Origin of the sequence: Phaeobacter sp. JH20_37 (assembly GCF_048056015.1) — a bacterium.
Classification (GTDB): Bacteria; Pseudomonadota; Alphaproteobacteria; order Rhodobacterales; family Rhodobacteraceae; genus Phaeobacter; species Phaeobacter bryozoorum.
Map to the genome: position 1 here is coordinate 256,546 of NZ_JAYMWW010000017.1, position 16,284 is coordinate 272,829.

Annotated in this window: 28 protein-coding genes; 2 read left to right on the forward strand and 26 right to left on the reverse strand. The window is 56.9% G+C overall.

Features of this window, described 5'->3' with window-relative positions; all coding sequences use genetic code 11:
- Positions 1-106: 106 nt before the first annotated feature.
- Positions 107-322, reverse strand: coding sequence for a DUF1127 domain-containing protein (locus tag VWZ87_RS16520; RefSeq protein WP_340546600.1), 216 nt, complete (start codon positions 320-322; stop codon positions 107-109).
- Between the two features lie 448 nt (positions 323-770).
- On the opposite strand from VWZ87_RS16520, the gene VWZ87_RS16525 reads away from it, so the two are divergent.
- Complete coding sequence (locus VWZ87_RS16525) at positions 771-989, forward strand: hypothetical protein (RefSeq protein WP_061049066.1); 219 nt, start codon at positions 771-773, stop codon at positions 987-989.
- Positions 990-1,196: 207 nt separating this feature from the next.
- On the opposite strand, the gene rpmD is transcribed toward VWZ87_RS16525, so the two are convergent.
- From rpmD to VWZ87_RS16590, 13 genes are all read right to left on the reverse strand, one after another.
- A complete protein-coding gene (rpmD, locus tag VWZ87_RS16530) occupies positions 1,197-1,385 on the reverse strand; it encodes a 50S ribosomal protein L30 (protein WP_008559881.1) in 189 nt (62 codons plus the stop codon).
- Between the two features lie 12 nt (positions 1,386-1,397).
- Positions 1,398-1,964 (reverse strand): 30S ribosomal protein S5, encoded by a 567-nt coding sequence (gene rpsE / locus VWZ87_RS16535; protein ID WP_340546599.1) that lies wholly within the window; start codon positions 1,962-1,964, stop codon positions 1,398-1,400.
- Between the two features lie 171 nt (positions 1,965-2,135).
- Entirely contained in the window at positions 2,136-2,495 is a 360-nt protein-coding gene (rplR, locus tag VWZ87_RS16540; protein ID WP_340546598.1) for a 50S ribosomal protein L18, read from the reverse strand.
- 11 nt (positions 2,496-2,506) lie between these two features.
- On the reverse strand, positions 2,507-3,040 hold the full coding sequence (gene rplF, locus VWZ87_RS16545; RefSeq protein WP_340546597.1) for a 50S ribosomal protein L6: 534 nt from the start codon (positions 3,038-3,040) through the stop codon (positions 2,507-2,509).
- 12 nt (positions 3,041-3,052) lie between these two features.
- On the reverse strand, positions 3,053-3,445 hold the full coding sequence (rpsH, locus tag VWZ87_RS16550; protein WP_014875996.1) for a 30S ribosomal protein S8: 393 nt from the start codon (positions 3,443-3,445) through the stop codon (positions 3,053-3,055).
- 13 nt (positions 3,446-3,458) lie between these two features.
- The gene (gene rpsN / locus VWZ87_RS16555; RefSeq protein WP_008561382.1) at positions 3,459-3,764 is read right to left on the reverse strand and encodes a 30S ribosomal protein S14; all 306 of its coding nucleotides are present in this window, start codon (positions 3,762-3,764) and stop codon (positions 3,459-3,461) included.
- Positions 3,765-3,782: 18 nt separating this feature from the next.
- Positions 3,783-4,346 carry a 50S ribosomal protein L5 gene (rplE, locus tag VWZ87_RS16560; protein WP_340546596.1) on the reverse strand — a complete coding sequence of 188 codons (564 nt, stop codon included), beginning with the start codon at positions 4,344-4,346 and terminating at the stop codon, positions 3,783-3,785.
- Positions 4,339-4,650 carry a 50S ribosomal protein L24 gene (gene rplX, locus VWZ87_RS16565; protein ID WP_014875998.1) on the reverse strand — a complete coding sequence of 104 codons (312 nt, stop codon included), beginning with the start codon at positions 4,648-4,650 and terminating at the stop codon, positions 4,339-4,341. The genes rplE and rplX overlap by 8 nt, the downstream gene beginning before the upstream one ends.
- A gap of 2 nt (positions 4,651-4,652) precedes the next feature.
- Positions 4,653-5,021, reverse strand: coding sequence for a 50S ribosomal protein L14 (gene rplN, locus VWZ87_RS16570; protein ID WP_005621870.1), 369 nt, complete (start codon positions 5,019-5,021; stop codon positions 4,653-4,655).
- Between the two features lie 100 nt (positions 5,022-5,121).
- Complete coding sequence (rpsQ, locus tag VWZ87_RS16575) at positions 5,122-5,352, reverse strand: 30S ribosomal protein S17 (RefSeq protein WP_005621877.1); 231 nt, start codon at positions 5,350-5,352, stop codon at positions 5,122-5,124.
- Between the two features lie 12 nt (positions 5,353-5,364).
- A complete protein-coding gene (gene rpmC / locus VWZ87_RS16580; RefSeq protein WP_014876000.1) occupies positions 5,365-5,565 on the reverse strand; it encodes a 50S ribosomal protein L29 in 201 nt (66 codons plus the stop codon).
- A 209-nt stretch (positions 5,566-5,774) separates the two neighbouring features.
- Positions 5,775-6,134, reverse strand: a complete 360-nt coding sequence (locus VWZ87_RS16585; RefSeq protein ID WP_416535605.1) for a type II toxin-antitoxin system death-on-curing family toxin — start codon at positions 6,132-6,134, stop codon at positions 5,775-5,777.
- Between the two features lie 287 nt (positions 6,135-6,421).
- Positions 6,422-7,042, reverse strand: a complete 621-nt coding sequence (locus VWZ87_RS16590; RefSeq protein ID WP_416535606.1) for a TIGR02466 family protein — start codon at positions 7,040-7,042, stop codon at positions 6,422-6,424.
- A 124-nt stretch (positions 7,043-7,166) separates the two neighbouring features.
- Between VWZ87_RS16590 and VWZ87_RS16595 the strand changes: the two genes are divergently transcribed.
- Positions 7,167-7,634: a DM13 domain-containing protein gene (locus VWZ87_RS16595; RefSeq protein ID WP_416535607.1), complete on the forward strand. Its 468-nt coding sequence runs from the start codon at positions 7,167-7,169 to the stop codon at positions 7,632-7,634.
- 120 nt (positions 7,635-7,754) lie between these two features.
- Here the strand turns inward: VWZ87_RS16595 and rplP are convergent, their stop codons facing one another.
- The 12 genes from rplP to VWZ87_RS16655 all read right to left on the reverse strand — a co-directional run bounded on the left by rplP (position 7,755) and on the right by VWZ87_RS16655 (position 16,127).
- Positions 7,755-8,168: a 50S ribosomal protein L16 gene (rplP, locus tag VWZ87_RS16600; RefSeq protein ID WP_008559969.1), complete on the reverse strand. Its 414-nt coding sequence runs from the start codon at positions 8,166-8,168 to the stop codon at positions 7,755-7,757.
- A 12-nt stretch (positions 8,169-8,180) separates the two neighbouring features.
- On the reverse strand, positions 8,181-8,888 hold the full coding sequence (gene rpsC / locus VWZ87_RS16605; RefSeq protein ID WP_024095828.1) for a 30S ribosomal protein S3: 708 nt from the start codon (positions 8,886-8,888) through the stop codon (positions 8,181-8,183).
- Entirely contained in the window at positions 8,888-9,268 is a 381-nt protein-coding gene (rplV, locus tag VWZ87_RS16610; RefSeq protein WP_340546592.1) for a 50S ribosomal protein L22, read from the reverse strand. The genes rpsC and rplV overlap by 1 nt, the downstream gene beginning before the upstream one ends.
- A gap of 3 nt (positions 9,269-9,271) precedes the next feature.
- Positions 9,272-9,550 (reverse strand): 30S ribosomal protein S19, encoded by a 279-nt coding sequence (rpsS, locus tag VWZ87_RS16615; RefSeq protein WP_005980699.1) that lies wholly within the window; start codon positions 9,548-9,550, stop codon positions 9,272-9,274.
- A 3-nt stretch (positions 9,551-9,553) separates the two neighbouring features.
- Positions 9,554-10,396: a 50S ribosomal protein L2 gene (gene rplB, locus VWZ87_RS16620; RefSeq protein ID WP_014876006.1), complete on the reverse strand. Its 843-nt coding sequence runs from the start codon at positions 10,394-10,396 to the stop codon at positions 9,554-9,556.
- A 261-nt stretch (positions 10,397-10,657) separates the two neighbouring features.
- Positions 10,658-11,179 carry a hypothetical protein gene (locus VWZ87_RS16625; RefSeq protein ID WP_416535608.1) on the reverse strand — a complete coding sequence of 174 codons (522 nt, stop codon included), beginning with the start codon at positions 11,177-11,179 and terminating at the stop codon, positions 10,658-10,660.
- On the reverse strand, positions 11,179-12,573 hold the full coding sequence (locus VWZ87_RS16630) for an HD domain-containing protein (protein ID WP_416535609.1): 1,395 nt from the start codon (positions 12,571-12,573) through the stop codon (positions 11,179-11,181). The genes VWZ87_RS16625 and VWZ87_RS16630 overlap by 1 nt, the downstream gene beginning before the upstream one ends.
- 152 nt (positions 12,574-12,725) lie before the next feature.
- Positions 12,726-13,022 carry a 50S ribosomal protein L23 gene (locus tag VWZ87_RS16635; protein ID WP_102849743.1) on the reverse strand — a complete coding sequence of 99 codons (297 nt, stop codon included), beginning with the start codon at positions 13,020-13,022 and terminating at the stop codon, positions 12,726-12,728.
- A complete protein-coding gene (gene rplD, locus VWZ87_RS16640) occupies positions 13,019-13,636 on the reverse strand; it encodes a 50S ribosomal protein L4 (protein WP_340546591.1) in 618 nt (205 codons plus the stop codon). The genes VWZ87_RS16635 and rplD overlap by 4 nt, the downstream gene beginning before the upstream one ends.
- Positions 13,633-14,346, reverse strand: coding sequence for a 50S ribosomal protein L3 (gene rplC, locus VWZ87_RS16645; RefSeq protein WP_102870588.1), 714 nt, complete (start codon positions 14,344-14,346; stop codon positions 13,633-13,635). Before rplC ends, rplD begins: the two co-directional genes overlap by 4 nt.
- 17 nt (positions 14,347-14,363) lie before the next feature.
- Positions 14,364-14,678 carry a 30S ribosomal protein S10 gene (gene rpsJ, locus VWZ87_RS16650; RefSeq protein WP_008563081.1) on the reverse strand — a complete coding sequence of 105 codons (315 nt, stop codon included), beginning with the start codon at positions 14,676-14,678 and terminating at the stop codon, positions 14,364-14,366.
- Between the two features lie 255 nt (positions 14,679-14,933).
- Positions 14,934-16,127 (reverse strand): hypothetical protein, encoded by a 1,194-nt coding sequence (locus tag VWZ87_RS16655; RefSeq protein WP_416535610.1) that lies wholly within the window; start codon positions 16,125-16,127, stop codon positions 14,934-14,936.
- Between the last annotated feature and the right edge of the window lie 157 nt (positions 16,128-16,284).

Consider the following 16,284-nt stretch of genomic DNA (forward strand, 5'->3'; position numbering starts at 1 on the left):
GCCCGACCCCTGAGGGAGGAGAAAGAGACGGTCTGGAGCTTGGGTCGATCCGGGGGGGGCCGTCGTTGCGGTCCCCGCCGGATGACAATCTGTTGCGGCTCTCGCCTTACTGGCCGTAGGCCTGCGCGTGGGCGATTTGCGGAATGTCGCAGCGGCGCACGCCGATGTCCGCCAGGTCGCGGTTGGACAGGCCGTCCAGCTCGGCGAAGGTGCGTTTGTACTCGGCGCGACGGGCCCAGCTGTCCTTGACCTCTTCTGCGAAGCCACGCAGGCGCGCTGCGAGGTTAAAGCCGGTGTCGGTGGTGTTGATGACATGTGCCATAATGTTGGTCCTTTATCTGACCGGACGAATTTCCGGGTGGTCTCAGTTATGTCTGTTTCAGTGACACCCGAGAGATAGGTGGAAATGTTTGCGCAAACAACTGACAGGTCGGACTGCCCGCTATGCACGCCAAGCATAGGAGATGACTGAGATATTAATCTCCGGCGTGCGGTCTGGGCCGGATGGCGCGCAGCCTTTGCGGCCGTGGGAATCGTGGAGGTTCGGCGCAAGGCCGATCTGGAGGGGGCGCGGCAGGCCGGATGCTGGCGCGATTGCGCCCCACCACCGCAGATACCGGTATTTCCGCGCTCCAACGGCGTTTTCCGTCACCCTAGGGATGCCTGGGCTAGCCTCCGGAGCCGCGAACTATCCTTTCGTGTGATTGATGCAATTTGAGGCAAATGGCACATTGAGGACAAGGAAATCATCAGCATCAAGGAACACGATCATGGCACTCTTCAGCACTCTCATCGGCGCAAGCGCAACCGTCACCGCAATCGCAACCGGCTTTATCGGCCTCTCCACCACCGTGGTGGCGCTGCTGGTTCTCTACCCTCTGACTGCCGAGCTGGCGACCCGCCTGCTGCAGGCCATCATCGACCGCCGGGACGCGGCTGAAACCGCCCCTGATCTGCCCTACTACGACGCCCGCACCTACTTCGGCTGATCTACCGACCACCGCTGGCCGCCCCTAGTCTGTGCCATCGCGGATCCGGTGATCATCGCTGATGTTGAAAACCGACAGTCCAGATGGCCGGGGGCCTCTCTCCCGGCGGATCAGATAGATACCCCCTCCTCCCAAATTGATCTCTGCAACAAAAAAGCGCCCCGAAATCGGGGCGCTTTCTTTTGTTTGGCTCATACGAGAGAGCGCTTAGTCGCGCTCTTCGATGATCTCAACCAGATGCGGGATCTTGTTGACCATACCACGTACGGAAGGGGTATCTTCCAGTTCGCGGGTCTTGTGCATCTTGTTCAGGCCCAGGCCAACGAGGGTTGCGCGCTGGTCTGCGGGGCGGCGGATCGGGGAACCGATCTGCTTAACGACGATGGTTTTTGCCATGTGTCCGTCTCCTTACGCTTCTGCTTCAGCAGCAGGGGCTTCATCCCGCTTGGGCAGGATGTCGGCGACTTTTTTGCCACGACGCTGAGCAACCGAACGGGGCGACTGCTCTTTTTTCAGACCGTCGATGGTGGCGCGGATCATGTTGTAGGGGTTCTGCGAACCGATCGACTTCGAAACAACGTCTTTGACGCCGAGCATTTCGAAGACGGCACGCATCGGACCACCTGCGATGATACCGGTACCTTCCGGTGCAGTGCGCATGACAACTTTGCCTGCGCCGTGACGGCCGTGCATGTCGTGATGCAGGGTGCGGCCTTCTTTCAGCTGCACGCGGATCATCTGACGCTTGGCCTGCTCGGTGGCTTTACGAATGGCCTCGGGGACCTCTTTCGCTTTACCTTTACCAAAGCCGACGCGGCCTTTCTGATCGCCAACAACCACCAGAGCGGCGAAGCCGAAGCGCTTACCACCTTTTACGGTTTTCGACACCCGGTTGATCGCGACCAGACGGTCGGCGAATTCCGGGGTTTCTTCTTCGCGGCGGCCACGGCCACGGCGATTTTCACGTTCTGCCATGAGGCAATCCTTTTCATTCTGACGACAAGCGCCTGACTTGAACTCAATCCAGGTGGGTTAGGACCGGATCGGCCCGCCCCCGGATCATCGGGATGGCGCGAACGCCACCCACTTTGACTTTGGGTGTGTGCCCCGGACCCGACGACTGCCGGAACCGAGGCGCACAGATCCTTAGATCTTCAGGCCGCCTTCACGCGCAGCGTCGGCCAGAGCCTTCACCTTGCCGTGAAACAGGAAGCCGCCACGATCGAAATAGGCCTCGGTGACGCCAGCCGCCTTGGCGCGCTCGGCGATAACCGAACCCACTTTGGTAGCTGCTTCGACGTTGTTCTTGCCAACGTGACCCAGGTCTTTTTCCAGGGTCGATGCCGAAGCGAGGGTCACACCGCGTACGTCGTCGATCAGCTGAACAGAGATGTTCTTGTTCGAACGGTGTACGGACAGGCGCGGACGGCCTGCGTTGACCTTGCGAAGCTTGTTCCGGACGCGCAGCCGGCGCTTCAGAAACAGGGTACGTTTGCTGTTTGCCATTTTGCTGGTCCTTACTTCTTCTTGCCTTCCTTGCGGAAGATAAACTCGCCTTTGTAGCGAATGCCTTTGCCCTTGTAGGGCTCGGGACGACGCCAGTCGCGGATTTTGGCCGCAACTTCGCCAACGAGTTGTTGATCATTACCTTCGACAACGATTTCGGTCTGCTTCGGTGCGGTGATGGTGACACCTTCCGGGGCAGTGAAATCAACGTCGTGGCTGTAGCCCAGGTTCAGCTTCAGGGTGTTGCCCTGCATCTGAGCCCGGTAACCCACACCCTGGATCTCCAGCTCTTTTTTGAAGCCGGTGGTCACGCCTGCAACCAGGTTCGCGACCATGGTGCGGGACATGCCCCACTGCTGGCGCGCGCGCTTGGATTTGCCGCGGGGATCCACTTTGATGACATTGTCATCAACAGTCAGGGTGACGTCGTCGGTCGCGGTGAAGCTGCGGGCGCCTTTCGGGCCTTTGACTTCGATGGTCTGGCCGGACACAGAAGCAGTTACGCCGCTGGGAAGTTCGACCGGTTTTTTACCAATACGGGACATCGTGGGGCCTCCTTAGAAGACGGTGCAGAGCACTTCGCCGCCAACGTTGGCTGCGCGTGCGCTTGCGTCCGACATCACACCCTTGGGGGTGGAGACAATCGACACACCCAGGCCCTGACGGACCGACGGGATGTCATTGACGCCCATGTAAACGCGACGACCGGGTTTGGAGACCCGCTTCAGTTCACGAATGACAGGTTCGCCATCGAAGTATTTCAGGCTGATTTCCAGAGCCGGGTGGCCCTTTGCATCAGTCGCAGACTCATAACCGCGGATGTAACCCTCTTGCTTCAGCACATCCAGAACCCATGCACGCAGCTTGGAAGCCGGTGTCATGACAGTGGATTTGCCGCGCATTTGCGAGTTACGGATACGGGTGAGCATATCGCCGATAGGATCGTTCATATCAGTCTCTCCCTTACCAGCTCGATTTCACCATGCCGGGGATCTGGCCATTCGAGCCCAGTTCCCGCAGTGCGATACGGCTGATCTTCAGCTTACGGTAGTAAGCGTGAGGACGGCCGGTCAGCTGGCAGCGGTTGTGCAGACGGGTTGCCGACGAGTTACGCGGCAGTTTCGCCAGGTCGAGGCGCGCCTTGAAGCGCTCTTCCATCGGGCGAGATTCGTCGTTTGCGATTTCTTTCAGCTCGGCACGCTTTGCGGCGTATTTTGCCACCAGGCGTTCGCGCTTCTTCTCGCGTTCGATCATGCTTTTCTTAGCCATGTCTCTTCCTTCCCGCGCTTAGCTATTGAAGGGCATGTTGAAAGCTTTCAACAGCGCCTTTGCTTCCGCGTCGGTATTCGCGGTGGTGGCAATCACGATGTCCATACCCCAAGCTTCGTCGATCTTGTCGAAGTCGATCTCAGGGAAGACCATGTGCTCTTTCAGACCCATGGCATAGTTGCCACGGCCGTCAAAAGACGTGCCCGACACGCCGCGGAAGTCGCGGATACGGGGCATCGCGATGGTGGTCAGACGGTCGAGGAATTCGTACATCCGGTCGCCGCGCAGAGTCACCTTTGCGCCCATCGGCATGCCTTCGCGAACGCGGAAGCCGGCGATGGAGTTCTTTGCCACTGTGGTCAGTGCCTTCTGGCCCGCGATTGCGGTCAGATCAGCCTGAGCAGACTTGGCTTTCTTGCTGTCTTTGACGGCAGCACGGCCGCAGCCGATGTTCAGAACGATTTTGTCCAGCTTGGGGATCATCATGTCGTTCTTGTAGCCGAACTCTTCTTTCAGGGCGCCACGGATGGTTTCCTTGTAGAGAGCTTTCAGACGCGGGGTATAGGTTGCGTTATCAAGCATCAATCACGTCCCCCGTGGTTTTGGCGAAGCGCACTTTCTTGTCACCTTCCATACGGAAGCCAACGCGGGTTGCTTTGCCGTTTGCGTCCAGCAGGGCCAGGTTCGACAGCTGGATGGGCAGTGCCTTGGGCAGACGGCCACCCTGGTCAGACTGGGTCTGACGTGTGTGGCGGATTGCCATGTTCACACCGTCAACGATGGCTTTGCCGGCTTTGGGGTCAACGGAGGCGATGGTGCCTTCTTTGCCCTTGTCCTTACCGGCCAGCACGACGACCTTGTCGCCTTTGCGGAGTTTCGCAGCCATGATTACAGCACCTCCGGAGCGAGCGAGATGATCTTCATGAAGTTTTTCGCGCGCAGCTCACGAACAACCGGGCCAAAGATACGGGTACCGACCGGCTCGTTGTTGTTGTTCAGGATGACAGCTGCATTGCGGTCAAAACGGATTGCGGTACCGTCTTCACGACGGACCTCTTTGGCGGTGCGTACGACGACGGCCTTGCGGACGTCCCCTTTTTTCACGCGGCCGCGCGGGATGGCTTCCTTGACCGAGACGACAATGATGTCGCCAACGGATGCGTACTTACGCTTGGAACCACCCAGAACCTTGATGCACTGAACTCGGCGAGCGCCGGAGTTGTCAGCAACATCCAGGTTTGTTTGCATCTGGATCATGTGGTTTCTCCCGACCTTTGGGGCGCCGATGCGTGGCGTAATCCCCCAGGGTTTCGACTAACTGTTAAGTCTAGTCGCCAGGAGTCTCGAGATGAGACTCTTAGGCTTCCAGAACTTCCCAGCGTTTCGTTTTCGATTTCGGCGCGCACTCGATGATGCGTACGGAATCGCCGACCTTGAAAGCGTTCTTTTCATCGTGAGCCCGGTACTTCTTGGACTTACGGATGGTTTTCTTCAGAACCGGATGCGTAAAGCGGCGCTCAACGGAAACGGTGACGGTCTGTGCGTTAGCGTCGGAGGTCACAACGCCTTGCAGGATACGTTTGGGCATTCGAGAAGCTCCTTATTCAGCTGCAGCAGCAGCTTTTTCGTTCAGGATGGTTTTGACGCGTGCAGCATTGCGGCGGGCCGCCTTGATGCCTGCGGTCGATTCCAGCTGACCGGTTGCCTGCTGAAAACGCAGGTTGAAGCTCTCTTTTTTCAGGGATGCGAGGGTATCGCGGAGTTCATCCACGGTTTTCTCGCGCAGATCATTGGCGTTCATCGCCTTTGTTCCTTGTCCTAAGCACCAGAAGGCCCCGAGATGGGTCACCTTTAAACCTGGTGGGTTATGTCACACCGCGCCGAAAGACGCGGCAAAAAGAATCACCAGCCCCAGATCCACGCGGGACAGGGGTCAGGCGATGGGTCCCTATAGAGGAGATATAGGGTGGGGGCAAGGGAAAGGTTGGAGGGCTTTAGCCGCCATCGCTCCTACGCAGGCTGCAAGTGGTCTTTGAACCATTTACAGAGGTCACCAAATGAAAGCGAGCCGTCTGCGATACCGACAACCAAATCATCTACCCGCGCATCGTCCGGTATGGCCAGGAAATACCCGCTCCGCTCAATCAAAATTTCAGTCACAAGCCACGCCGTTCGCTTGTTGCCATCGATAAAGCCGTGATTTCCGACCAAGCTTTCGAGCAGCGCGGCCGCTTTGCGGTAAATTGGACGATGGTATCCAGAGTATGGCCGCCCTATGGCAGATTCGATCAGATCAAGGCTACTTATTCCCGATCGACCACCATATGTCAGCGCCTCGTCGTGCGCAGTTATAGCATCCGCCAGCGTCACGACATAATGACGCCTACCGATTGACCAGCCTCTTCATCGCGTCCTTACGTTTCGATGAAGCCTCCTTGACCACAGCCAACGTTTTCTCCGTCGCCTTACTGGTACCCTTAGCCGTGCGAACCTCGACGAAGCGCCCTGTATTCGCGCTTCGAGCAATCTTCCCACCTTTTACAGTTTCAGAGTTAGTAGATTTCGCCATATCCAAACACTCTCACAAAACCGCGCCTCACCGCAAGTTCGAGAACCATCATAGCTCTGCTAGCAGAGACCGAAATCTCTGCGGAGCCTCACTCCCAGCGGTAATTAAAGCTCACCGAAACGCGCTCGTCTTCGGCCATGTTCATCGGCACCTCGTGGCGGATGAAGCTTTCCCACAGCAGCACATCCCCGACGGCGGGCGACTGGTAGACAAATGTCTTCAGCTCCTGACGGCAGTCCTTCATGCGCGGGGGATGCGCCATCATCATGGCGTGGCGCGGGTCCTCCAGCTTCAGCGCGCTCGCGCCTTCGGGCATCGACACATAGGTCGTGCCGGAGATCACCGAATGAGGGTGGATGTGACTGGCGTGGGTGCCGCCCTCGGGCAGGATGTTGATCCAGAGATCCTCCAGAACCAACGCACGTCCGTCCAGATCCAGCTCCAGATCCTTGGCAAAGGCCGCGACATGCAGATCAAGCGACTTCACCAGATCGGCAAAAATCGGGAAGCGCCACGGCAGATCGGTCAGCGAGGCATAGGAGGTATAGCCGGGATAGCCGTTCTCCTCGCACCAATCCTGACCGGCTTCATCATCCTGAGCGATCACGAAGCAGGAGTTTTCAAGTTCACCGGCATCAACCTTTGGTCCGTGTTCGGACAGGGCTGCGCGGTAGAGACGGGTTACAAAGAGGGAATCTATCTGTGCCATATCTGTCCTTTAGCGCAACATCAGGGTGAGTACGAGATGCTTTGCCGGACAAGATAGGTCTGCCCCCTTCCCTTTTCACCGCGCCCGCCCATAAGCTGGCCTCACCCAGGATGAGGAGCAGAACATGCGCTGGATATTGAGACTGCTGAGCCATGGGATCGCGCTGGCGTTCGGATTTGCTTTGGGAATCTACATGTTGCCGATCCTGACCGCGCCGCAGAGCCCGGATGCCGCAACCCTGAGCGAAAGCGCCAAGGGAGCACGCTTTACCGGCAGTTTCAGCCGCAATCTGGCCGGCAGCGATTTCCTGCATTGGGGCACCGGCAGCATCAGCCTGTCGCCGCAGCAGATCACCCATATGGGCGAGCTGGCACCGGGACCGGACTACAAACTCTACCTGACGCCAGAGTTTGTTGACGATGAGGCCGGGTTCGAGGCGATTAAGGCCGCGTCGGCGCGGATTGGCGATGTGAAGATGTTCGACGGGCTGATCCTGCCCATCCCCGAAGGGATCAACATCGAGGATTACACCACCGTGGTGATCTGGTGTGAGGCCTTCGGAGAGTTCATCACCGCCGCAAAATATCGCTAGCCTGACCGCCCGCCGCCGGGGCGGACAAATCATTCTACGCCGAAGGCACATAAGAAAACCCCCACCGATTGCTCGGCGGGGGCTTTTTGTTTTTCATCGGATGCGCAAGAGCGCCGCAGCTTACCAGTCTTCGCGAACCACGACGCGGGTCTTGACCGGCAGCTTCATCGCGGCCAGGCGCAGGGCCTCGCGTGCGATGTCGTCATTGACGCCGTCGATCTCGAACATCACGCGACCGGGCTTCACTTTGCATGCCCAGTAATCCACGGAGCCCTTACCTTTACCCATACGAACTTCGACGGGCTTGGAGGTTACCGGGGTATCCGGGAAGATGCGGATCCAGACACGACCCTGACGCTTCATGTGGCGGGTCATGGCACGACGAGCAGCCTCAATCTGACGCGCGGTAACACGCTCAGGAGTGGTTGCCTTCAGGCCATAGGTGCCGAAGTTCAGGTCCGAACCGCCTTTTGCTTCGCCGGAAATCCGGCCTTTGTGCATTTTGCGGAATTTAGTACGCTTTGGTTGAAGCATGTCATCTCCTCCTTAGCGACGACCGCCTGCACCGCGAGGTGCCGGACCGTCCTGGAGTTCCTGTGCTTTACGGTCACGCGCCTGAGGATCGTGTTCCATGATCTCGCCTTTGAAGATCCAGACTTTGATCCCGATGATCCCGTAAGGGGTCATGGCTTCGGAGTGAGCGTAATCGATGTCGGCGCGCAGCGTGTGCAGCGGCACACGACCTTCACGGTACCATTCGGTCCGTGCGATTTCAGCACCACCCAGACGACCTGCAACGTTCACCCGGATACCCAGGGCGCCCATACGCATGGCGTTCTGCACGGCACGCTTCATCGCGCGACGGAAGGACACACGACGTTCCAGCTGCTGAGCGATGGACTCGCCAACCAGCTGTGCGTCGAGCTCGGGCTTGCGGACTTCAACGATGTTGAGGTGCAGTTCCGAGTCTGTCATCGAGGCGAGCTTCTTGCGCAGCACTTCGATGTCAGCACCTTTTTTACCGATGATCACGCCCGGACGTGCGGTGTGAATGGTCACACGGCACTTCTTGTGGGGGCGTTCGATGATCACGCGGGCGATGCCTGCCTGCTTGCACTCTTCCTTGATGAAATCACGGATGCGCAGGTCTTCCAGCAGCAGATCACCATAGTCTTTGGTGTCGGCGTACCAACGGCTGTCCCAGGTGCGGTTGACCTGAAGGCGCATGCCGACCGGATTGACTTTATGTCCCATTAGGCTTGCTCCTCAACTTGACGCACCTTGATGGTGATCTCCGAAAACGGCTTGAGGATTTTGCCAAACCGGCCACGGGCACGAGGACGGCCGCGTTTCATGGTCAGGTTCTTACCCACATAAGCCTCGGCAACGATCAGTTCATCGACGTCCAGGTTATGGTTGTTCTCGGCGTTCGCGATGGCGGACTGAAGGCATTTCTTCACGTCCTGTGCGACCCGCTTGTTGGAGAAAGTCAGGTCGGTCAGAGCCTTCTCAACTTTCTTGCCACGGATCATAGCGGCGACGAGGTTCAGTTTCTGCGGGGAGGTACGGAGCATGCGCAGTTTTGCCATTGCTTCGTTGTCTGCCACGCGGCGGGGATTTTTTGCCTTGCCCATGACTTACTTCCGCTTCGCTTTTTTGTCCGCAGCATGACCGTAGTAGGTCCGTGTCGGCGAATATTCACCGAACTTCTGACCGATCATGTCTTCCGAGACGTTGACGGGGATGTGCTTCTGACCGTTGTAAACGCCAAACGTCAGGCCCACGAACTGGGGCAGGATCGTCGAGCGGCGCGACCAGATCTTGATGACTTCATTGCGGCCCGACTCGCGCGCTGCTTCGGCTTTTTTCAGCACGTAAGCATCGACAAAGGGGCCTTTCCATACAGAGCGAGACATATGTTAACGTCCCTTCTTCTTGGCGTGGCGCGAGCGGATGATAAGCTTTTGCGACGCTTTGTTTTTGTTGCGGGTACGCTTGCCTTTGGTCGGCTTACCCCAGGGTGTCACCGGGTGACGACCACCGGAGGTACGGCCTTCACCACCACCGTGCGGGTGGTCGATCGGGTTCATAACCACACCACGCACAGAAGGACGCTTGCCCTTGTGGCGCATACGGCCGGCTTTACCAAAGTTCTGGTTCGAGTTGTCGGGGTTGCTGACGGCACCAACGGTGGCCATGCATTCCTGACGAACCAGGCGCAGTTCGCCCGAGGACAGGCGGATCTGAGCGTAGCCACCATCACGACCAACGAACTGAGCGTAAGTACCGGCTGCACGGGCGATCTGGCCGCCTTTGCCGGGCTTCATTTCGATGTTGTGAACGATGGTACCGATCGGCATGCCCGAGAACGGCATTGCGTTGCCCGGCTTGATGTCGGCCTTTGCGGATGCAACGACTTTGTCACCAACTGCCAGACGCTGCGGAGCGAGGATATAGGCCTGCTCGCCGTCTTCGTATTTGATCAGCGCGATGAATGCGGTCCGGTTCGGGTCATATTCGATCCGTTCAACGGTTGCCGCGACATCAAATTTGTTCCGTTTGAAGTCAACGATCCGGTAGAGACGCTTTGCGCCGCCGCCACGACGACGTGAAGTGATCCGTCCGGTGTTGTTCCGGCCGCCCGATTTGGTCAGACCCTCAGTGAGAGATTTGACCGGACGCCCTTTCCAAAGCTCCGAACGGTCGATCAGAACCAGCCCACGCTGGCCCGGCGTCGTCGGCTTATACGACTTGAGTGCCATGCTTTCTGTCTTCCGTTTAGCGTGCAGACCCTTAGGTTTTTGTCTTTGGGCCCGCTATGTGTAAGCCCCCCGCCCGGTTGTCCCACAATGAGACGCCCTACTAGGGTGGCCAGATTATAGGGCCCCGAAGGTCCCCAGGTTCGAACATCCTGACAAACGTAATAACCCCGGAGCGAATCCGGGGTCGTCAGGATTGGTGCGGCTTAGCAGAGGTGTTTGGGGGAGTCTAGGGGGCTCCAACGACTTTCCCGCACACAGACCTTAGGAGAATAGAGCCTGGGGTATTGGCTTCGGCACATTGATTGACGACATACTGCTCAGAAGATCCTTGGCAGCAGTTAAACGAGCCTGAGTGGCCTTTTCTGGCTTTCTCTGTGCGGTTTCTTCCCAAGGGTCTCCGTAACCATCAATCATGAGGAATACAGCGGTGGCCGCCAGCTCCAACACAATGGAGTCCGCCTCAGAGGCCTTTGATGCAAGAACGCATCTTGGACTGTCGGCATCACGTCTGTCCGCCTCATCAAGGGAATAGGTCGAATACGTCCCTCCCCACGAAGTTGGAGACTGGCGTTCATTCAATTCCCCCAACAACGCGCCCACTTCAGCGGATGAGGCAAGTTGCTCACTGAAAGGTCCATAATGCTTGTAAGCGAACCGAAAGTTATCGTCCAATCCAGTCGCATATAGAAGGTACGCAATTTTTTGAAGCCGAGTACGGCCCACCACTTTACCACCCGCATCGCGAATGATGTTCGTAACTTCTTGGATTTTCAGTTCAGACATCAAGTGACCTCCCCTTCAACGATCTTCGTAATCACGTCACGGGCTTCAGAATCTGCGCCGTCGTAGTACGCGCGGTTCAGCTTGTAAACGCTCAAAGATTGAACAAGCTCAGAGCGCTGACAAATATCAATCAACTCTCCGCCGTCCGTTCGAACGTTAATTTGCTCTGTCTGGCCATTGTTTCCACCACCAGGCTTGTACGGCTTCCTCTCTGCCGTATCAGTTATGATACGCGGAACAATGTCTCCCTGTTGTTTTTCTAGAGATTGTAGTTTGACGTTCACAGATGCGCAACATCTTTCAATTTTCTCCACATCTTGAGGATCCCTCCTGTTGTGCGGATCACACTTATGAGCGATTTCGGACCGAATATCATAACACTTGAACAACTTACGATTCAGCAATCGATCGGAAAACTTGGACAAAACCGGATCTTCCGCTTCACGCAACAGCTGAAGCGCCCCCCACACGACAGTGTCATCCAAGGCCAACGCAGTTTCGATGCTCTCAGGGTCCTTCGCGAACTTGATGAGGGGGTGATTTTTTGGCAAGCCCGTTTTTGCATGAAAACCATCGCCTACCAGCTCCACGAGCCGCACAAGAACCTCGGCAAATAGCTTCTCCGCTCCACGAGTAGTCTTGTGAAAATAGATCGTGGGATAAAGTTGAAACAGTCCAAGAACATATGCTTCTGCTGCCTGGATCGCTTTCGGTCCGATAACAAACGTCGGGATTTTACCCAACTGCATGTCATCCACCCCTGTTTCAACATCGCCGATATCAAGATTGGCCAACAACCAAGTTAGGTCGATTGCCGAGTGCTTACTCCCCGTCATCAACCTATCACGCTGCATGTAATCAAGGCGGTCAGCATCAAACTGGCTGGACACCACCGAGTTATGTACCGTTATCTGCCCTTCCTTCTTGATCATATTGGCAACGTTCGAAGCGAAACCCGGCATAACATCTTGATTTAAGATTTCCGCTATCTCGCCATTCCGGATTAGTTCATCGCTCATTACTTCATGGTCGGCAAGTTTGAGATTCAAACGCTTTCCCACTGTTTCGAAGGCATGGCTGAAAGGACCGTGGCCAACATCATGAACCATAGCGGCTGCAAGCGCGATCTGCTCGCGAGAGCTTTGCTGTGTTTCACACTTCCTTCGCACAATCTCCATCAATTCCCTTGCCGTATGAAACACCCCAACACTATGCGCAAACCTAGTATGAGTGGCGCCGGGGTAAACTAGCTCGGAAAACCCTAACTGCTTAACTCTCCGTAGCCGCTGGAAAGGGCGGCTTTGTAAAAGTTTCCAAACCACTCTCTCTAGCTCGTTGCGGGTATCAAATTCTATCAAGTTGTGAACGGGGTCGCGGACGCGCTGAATAGCCAATTCGTTCTCTTTTTGTTCTACATAAAGCTGCTGATTATGTCAACTATATATGACAGCGGCTACGGCACAATCAATGATTGCAGGCAGGACAACCCCAACGAAAAAGGCCCCCGCTTCCGCGAGGGCCTCTCAATCTTGTAAAAAGGCAGATCTCAGAGTCCGGTGGACACGTCGATGGTGTTGCCTTCTTCCAGGGTGACGTAGGCTTTTTTCACGTCTTTACGCTTGCCCAGCTGGCCGCGGAAACGCTTGACCTTACCCTTGGTGATGGTGGTGTTGACCGCTTTGACCTTCACACCAAAGAGCGCCTCAACGGCTTCTTTGATCTGGGGTTTGTTGGAGTCGATCGCCACTTCGAAGACCACCGCACCGGTTTCGGATGCCATGGTTGCTTTTTCGGTGATGATCGGCTTGCGGATCACGTCGTAGTGTTCTGCCTTCGCGCTCATTTCAGGCGAGCCTCCAGTGCTTCGACACCTGCTTTGGTGAGCACCAGGGTGTCACGCTTCAGGATGTCATAGACGTTTGCGCCCATTGTCGGCAGGATATCCAGACCTTCGATGTTGCGCGCGGCGCGGGCGAAGCCCTCGTTCACGGATGCACCATCGATGACCAGCGCGCGCTTCCAGCCCAGGTCCTTGACCTGTTTGGCCAGAGCGGCGGTCTTGCCTTCGGAATCGGCGTTTTCGATAACGACCAGTTCACCCGCTTTTGCCTTGGCGGACAGCGCGTGGCGCAGACCCAGCTTGCGGAATTTCTTGGTCAGCTCGTGGCCGTGCGAACGCGGGGTCGGACCCTTGTAGACACCACCCTTGCGGAAGATCGGCGCGTTACGGTCACCGTGGCGTGCGCCGCCGGTGCCCTTCTGGCGATAGATCTTCTTGGTCGAGTAGGAGGTCTCGGACCGCGTCTTGACCTTGTGGGTACCGGCCTGCGCGTTGTTACGCTGCCAGCGAACCACACGGTGCAGGATGTCGGTGCGCGGCTCCAGGCCGAACAGCTCTGCATCCAGCTCGATGTCGCCGGCTTTGCCGCCGTCCAGTTTGATCACATCAAGTTTCATGCTTCACCACCTTCCGCGGAGACTTCTTCCGCTGCAGCCGACTTCAGAGCTGCCGGGAAAGGCAGACCTTCGGGGGCTTTCTTTTTCACGGCGTCTTTGACGGTGACCCAGCCACCTTTGGAGCCGGGAACGGCGCCTTTGATCATGATCAGGCCACGATCGGCGTCGGTCTTGACGACTTCAAGGTTCTGAGTGGTCACGCGGGCAGCACCCATGTGGCCGGCCATTTTCTTGCCTTTGAAAACCTTGCCGGGATCCTGACACTGACCGGTCGAACCGTGGGAACGGTGGGAGATCGACACACCGTGCGAGGCGCGCAGACCACCGAAGTTCCAACGCTTCATCGCACCGGCAAAACCTTTACCGATGGAGGTGCCGGTCACGTCTACCTTCTGACCTTCCAGGAAGTGCTCGGCGGAGATTTCCGCGCCCACTTCGATCAGGGCGTCCGCAGGCACGCGGAACTCAACCAGCTTGCGCTTGGGCTCAACCTTCGCTGCTGCGAAGTGGCCGCGCATGGCTTTGGAGACGCGCTTGACCTTGGCCGAACCTGCGCCGAGCTGAACGGCGGTGTAGCCGTCTTTTTCCTCGGTGCGCTGTGCGGTCACTTGCAGGCCGTCCAGCTGAAGAACGGTCACAGGAACCTGCTTGCCGTCTTCGAGGAACAGCCGGGTCATGCCGACTTTCTTTGCGATAATACCAGAGCGCATATGTTTACCCTCCGATCTTAGGATTGCAGCTTGATTTCGACGTCCACACCAGCGGCGAGGTCGAGCTTCATCAGCGCGTCCACGGTCTGGGGGGTCGGATCAACGATGTCCAGGAGCCGCTTGTGGGTGCGGATCTCGAACTGGTCACGAGATTTCTTGTCAACGTGCGGGCCACGCAGAACGGTGAATTTCTCAATCTTGTTCGGCAGGGGGATCGGGCCGCGCACCTGCGCGCCGGTCCGCTTGGCAGTGTTCACGATTTCCTGCGTGCTGGCGTCCAGTACGCGGAAGTCGAATGCCTTCAGCCGGATACGGATATTTTGGCTTTGCATAGTCATGCCTTTTTTTCAGGCGTTGGGGTTGAGAGGAGGGCAAGCGACCACCGCGCACCCTCATCGAACCCAAAAGGCGGGAATCACCCCGCCTTTGCCCCGCAGTGCGGGATGGCGCCGTATACGCCTGATAGCCGTGTGTGGCAAGGGGTTCCGCACCGATACGTTTGCGTTTGGGGCGGGCGACGGGTTTGGGGTTTGTTTATCATCTTGTCCAGATAGTTAGGGCAGTCAGGCCAACCGCCCTGACTTGCGCTATCGGACATTCCTTGCTTGGGCTTCCAGCCGGCTGAAAGGGTCCTGCTTTGCTAAGCGGGAGATTCTGGGTTTGAGAAGGCCAACCTCCTCCAACGCCTTCCGTACTGATGTCGCAGCCTTCGCGCCAATTGACCAGTAGATGTAGACCATAAACGCGACAGGCAGAACCATCCCTCCAAAGGCGGGTTTCACTACGCAAAACGGAAGAATAAAAACCATCCCCAAGAGGATCATCTGGGATTTTCTGGACGCCTGGGTAAATCGCTGCATAAACCCTGCTTTTGCCAATCCATGGGCCTCCCCTTCTTCCTCGGACTGCAGTTCAGGACTGGGCCGCTCAGGTAACGTTTTCTGCACTCTTGCTGCAGTCTGGCGCAGTGTTTTCGGCTGAGACACTCCAGGGTCCGGCCTGCCAAACCGGGCACCTTTCTCGCCAGCACTGGCGATGGGAGAACTGGCGAAGATTGCCCGTTCGACACTGGCAGCGTCCCGTTCGCTCTGCCGCTGCTTGCTACGGCGAGCCAATCCGAATTTGATCGCTGCCAGTACAAGCAGAACGCCGGAAAGCTTCCACAACTTCCCGCGCAACCTTTGAGGATCGCCCGCATAGGTCAATCCCTTTTCCCGGCCTTCCCAAAAAGGCTCGACGACTATGAAGTCCGGGCCCTTCGTCAGCCCCTGTTCTTTGAAGGCATCGTTAACCAGGTCTGAAAAAGATCCTGCATTGGTGCTCACACCATTGAACGCAAAGTACGAATGCCCAGTCTCGTCCAGCTTACCAGGGACCTGAAACTCGGAGATTCGGCTGATGAAATCAGCTTTCTCACGCTCCGACATCAAAATAATGGCACGGACCTGTTTAGTGCTCGAAGTGTCAGCGGCGCCTTGCAGCACATACATATACCCTTCTGTGCGGACGCTGCCTTTCTTGGTCTTGCGAAGATGATAATTGAAATTCGTATTGATCCACCCACCAATGTGAACCTCGTCCGCCAGACCGACATCGCTCTGCCTGTCAAAAGCAGACAAATCCACCCGGCCCGGAATCGGCTGGGCCAACGCAGCTGTGGCATCGGCCTGTTCTTTCAACTCGTTCTGATAAACTTGCTCACTCAAATACAAGAAACCTGCGGCAGCAGCTGCGTATACCCACCAAGGGGCGATCAGAAACAAATAAATTAAACGTCCCATTCAAAGAACTCCCTAAAAGCTTTCCCCTTTCTTGGCGGAGGAAAACGCTTGGAATGTGAAACTATTATGGCGTGATTTTGACACCCTCTTAGCCACCTATGCGGGCGCAATTCAACGCGCAGCATCAGGGCTACCGACTCCCGAAGAGCCTCGCGCC

Excerpts from the sequence above, each read along its gene's own strand:
- VWZ87_RS16525 (WP_061049066.1), top strand. The coding sequence starts at position 771 with ATGGCACTCTTCAGCACTCTCATCGGCGCAAGCGCAACCGTCACCGCA.
- rpsH (WP_014875996.1), bottom strand. The coding sequence starts at position 3,445 with ATGAACGATCCTATCGGCGATATGCTCACCCGTATCCGTAACTCGCAA.
- rplE (WP_340546596.1), bottom strand. The coding sequence starts at position 4,346 with ATGCTTGATAACGCAACCTATACCCCGCGTCTGAAAGCTCTCTACAAG.
- rplR (WP_340546598.1), bottom strand. The coding sequence starts at position 2,495 with ATGGCAAACAGCAAACGTACCCTGTTTCTGAAGCGCCGGCTGCGCGTC.
- rpsJ (WP_008563081.1), bottom strand. The coding sequence starts at position 14,678 with ATGCAAAGCCAAAATATCCGTATCCGGCTGAAGGCATTCGACTTCCGC.
- VWZ87_RS16595 (WP_416535607.1), top strand. The coding sequence starts at position 7,167 with ATGCGCTGGATATTGAGACTGCTGAGCCATGGGATCGCGCTGGCGTTC.
- VWZ87_RS16625 (WP_416535608.1), bottom strand. The coding sequence starts at position 11,179 with ATGTCTGAACTGAAAATCCAAGAAGTTACGAACATCATTCGCGATGCG.
- VWZ87_RS16655 (WP_416535610.1), bottom strand. The coding sequence starts at position 16,127 with ATGGGACGTTTAATTTATTTGTTTCTGATCGCCCCTTGGTGGGTATAC.
- rpsE (WP_340546599.1), bottom strand. The coding sequence starts at position 1,964 with ATGGCAGAACGTGAAAATCGCCGTGGCCGTGGCCGCCGCGAAGAAGAA.
- rplV (WP_340546592.1), bottom strand. The coding sequence starts at position 9,268 with ATGGGCAAGGCAAAAAATCCCCGCCGCGTGGCAGACAACGAAGCAATG.
- rplP (WP_008559969.1), bottom strand. The coding sequence starts at position 8,168 with ATGCTTCAACCAAAGCGTACTAAATTCCGCAAAATGCACAAAGGCCGG.
- rplX (WP_014875998.1), bottom strand. The coding sequence starts at position 4,650 with ATGGCTGCGAAACTCCGCAAAGGCGACAAGGTCGTCGTGCTGGCCGGT.
- rplF (WP_340546597.1), bottom strand. The coding sequence starts at position 3,040 with ATGTCCCGTATTGGTAAAAAACCGGTCGAACTTCCCAGCGGCGTAACT.
- rplN (WP_005621870.1), bottom strand. The coding sequence starts at position 5,021 with ATGATCCAGATGCAAACAAACCTGGATGTTGCTGACAACTCCGGCGCT.
- rplB (WP_014876006.1), bottom strand. The coding sequence starts at position 10,396 with ATGGCACTCAAGTCGTATAAGCCGACGACGCCGGGCCAGCGTGGGCTG.
- rplD (WP_340546591.1), bottom strand. The coding sequence starts at position 13,636 with ATGAAACTTGATGTGATCAAACTGGACGGCGGCAAAGCCGGCGACATC.
- rpsS (WP_005980699.1), bottom strand. The coding sequence starts at position 9,550 with ATGTCTCGCTCTGTATGGAAAGGCCCCTTTGTCGATGCTTACGTGCTG.
- rpmD (WP_008559881.1), bottom strand. The coding sequence starts at position 1,385 with ATGGCAAAAACCATCGTCGTTAAGCAGATCGGTTCCCCGATCCGCCGC.
- VWZ87_RS16520 (WP_340546600.1), bottom strand. The coding sequence starts at position 322 with ATGGCACATGTCATCAACACCACCGACACCGGCTTTAACCTCGCAGCG.
- rpsN (WP_008561382.1), bottom strand. The coding sequence starts at position 3,764 with ATGGCTAAGAAAAGCATGATCGAACGCGAGAAGAAGCGCGAACGCCTG.
- rpsQ (WP_005621877.1), bottom strand. The coding sequence starts at position 5,352 with ATGCCCAAACGTATCCTGCAAGGCGTTGTGACCTCCGACGCTAACGCA.
- VWZ87_RS16635 (WP_102849743.1), bottom strand. The coding sequence starts at position 13,022 with ATGAGCGCGAAGGCAGAACACTACGACGTGATCCGCAAGCCGATCATC.
- rplC (WP_102870588.1), bottom strand. The coding sequence starts at position 14,346 with ATGCGCTCTGGTATTATCGCAAAGAAAGTCGGCATGACCCGGCTGTTC.
- VWZ87_RS16590 (WP_416535606.1), bottom strand. The coding sequence starts at position 7,042 with ATGGCACAGATAGATTCCCTCTTTGTAACCCGTCTCTACCGCGCAGCC.
- rpmC (WP_014876000.1), bottom strand. The coding sequence starts at position 5,565 with ATGAACGCCAATGATCTGCGCGAGAAAACCGTGGATGAACTCCGCGAT.
- rpsC (WP_024095828.1), bottom strand. The coding sequence starts at position 8,888 with ATGGGACATAAAGTCAATCCGGTCGGCATGCGCCTTCAGGTCAACCGC.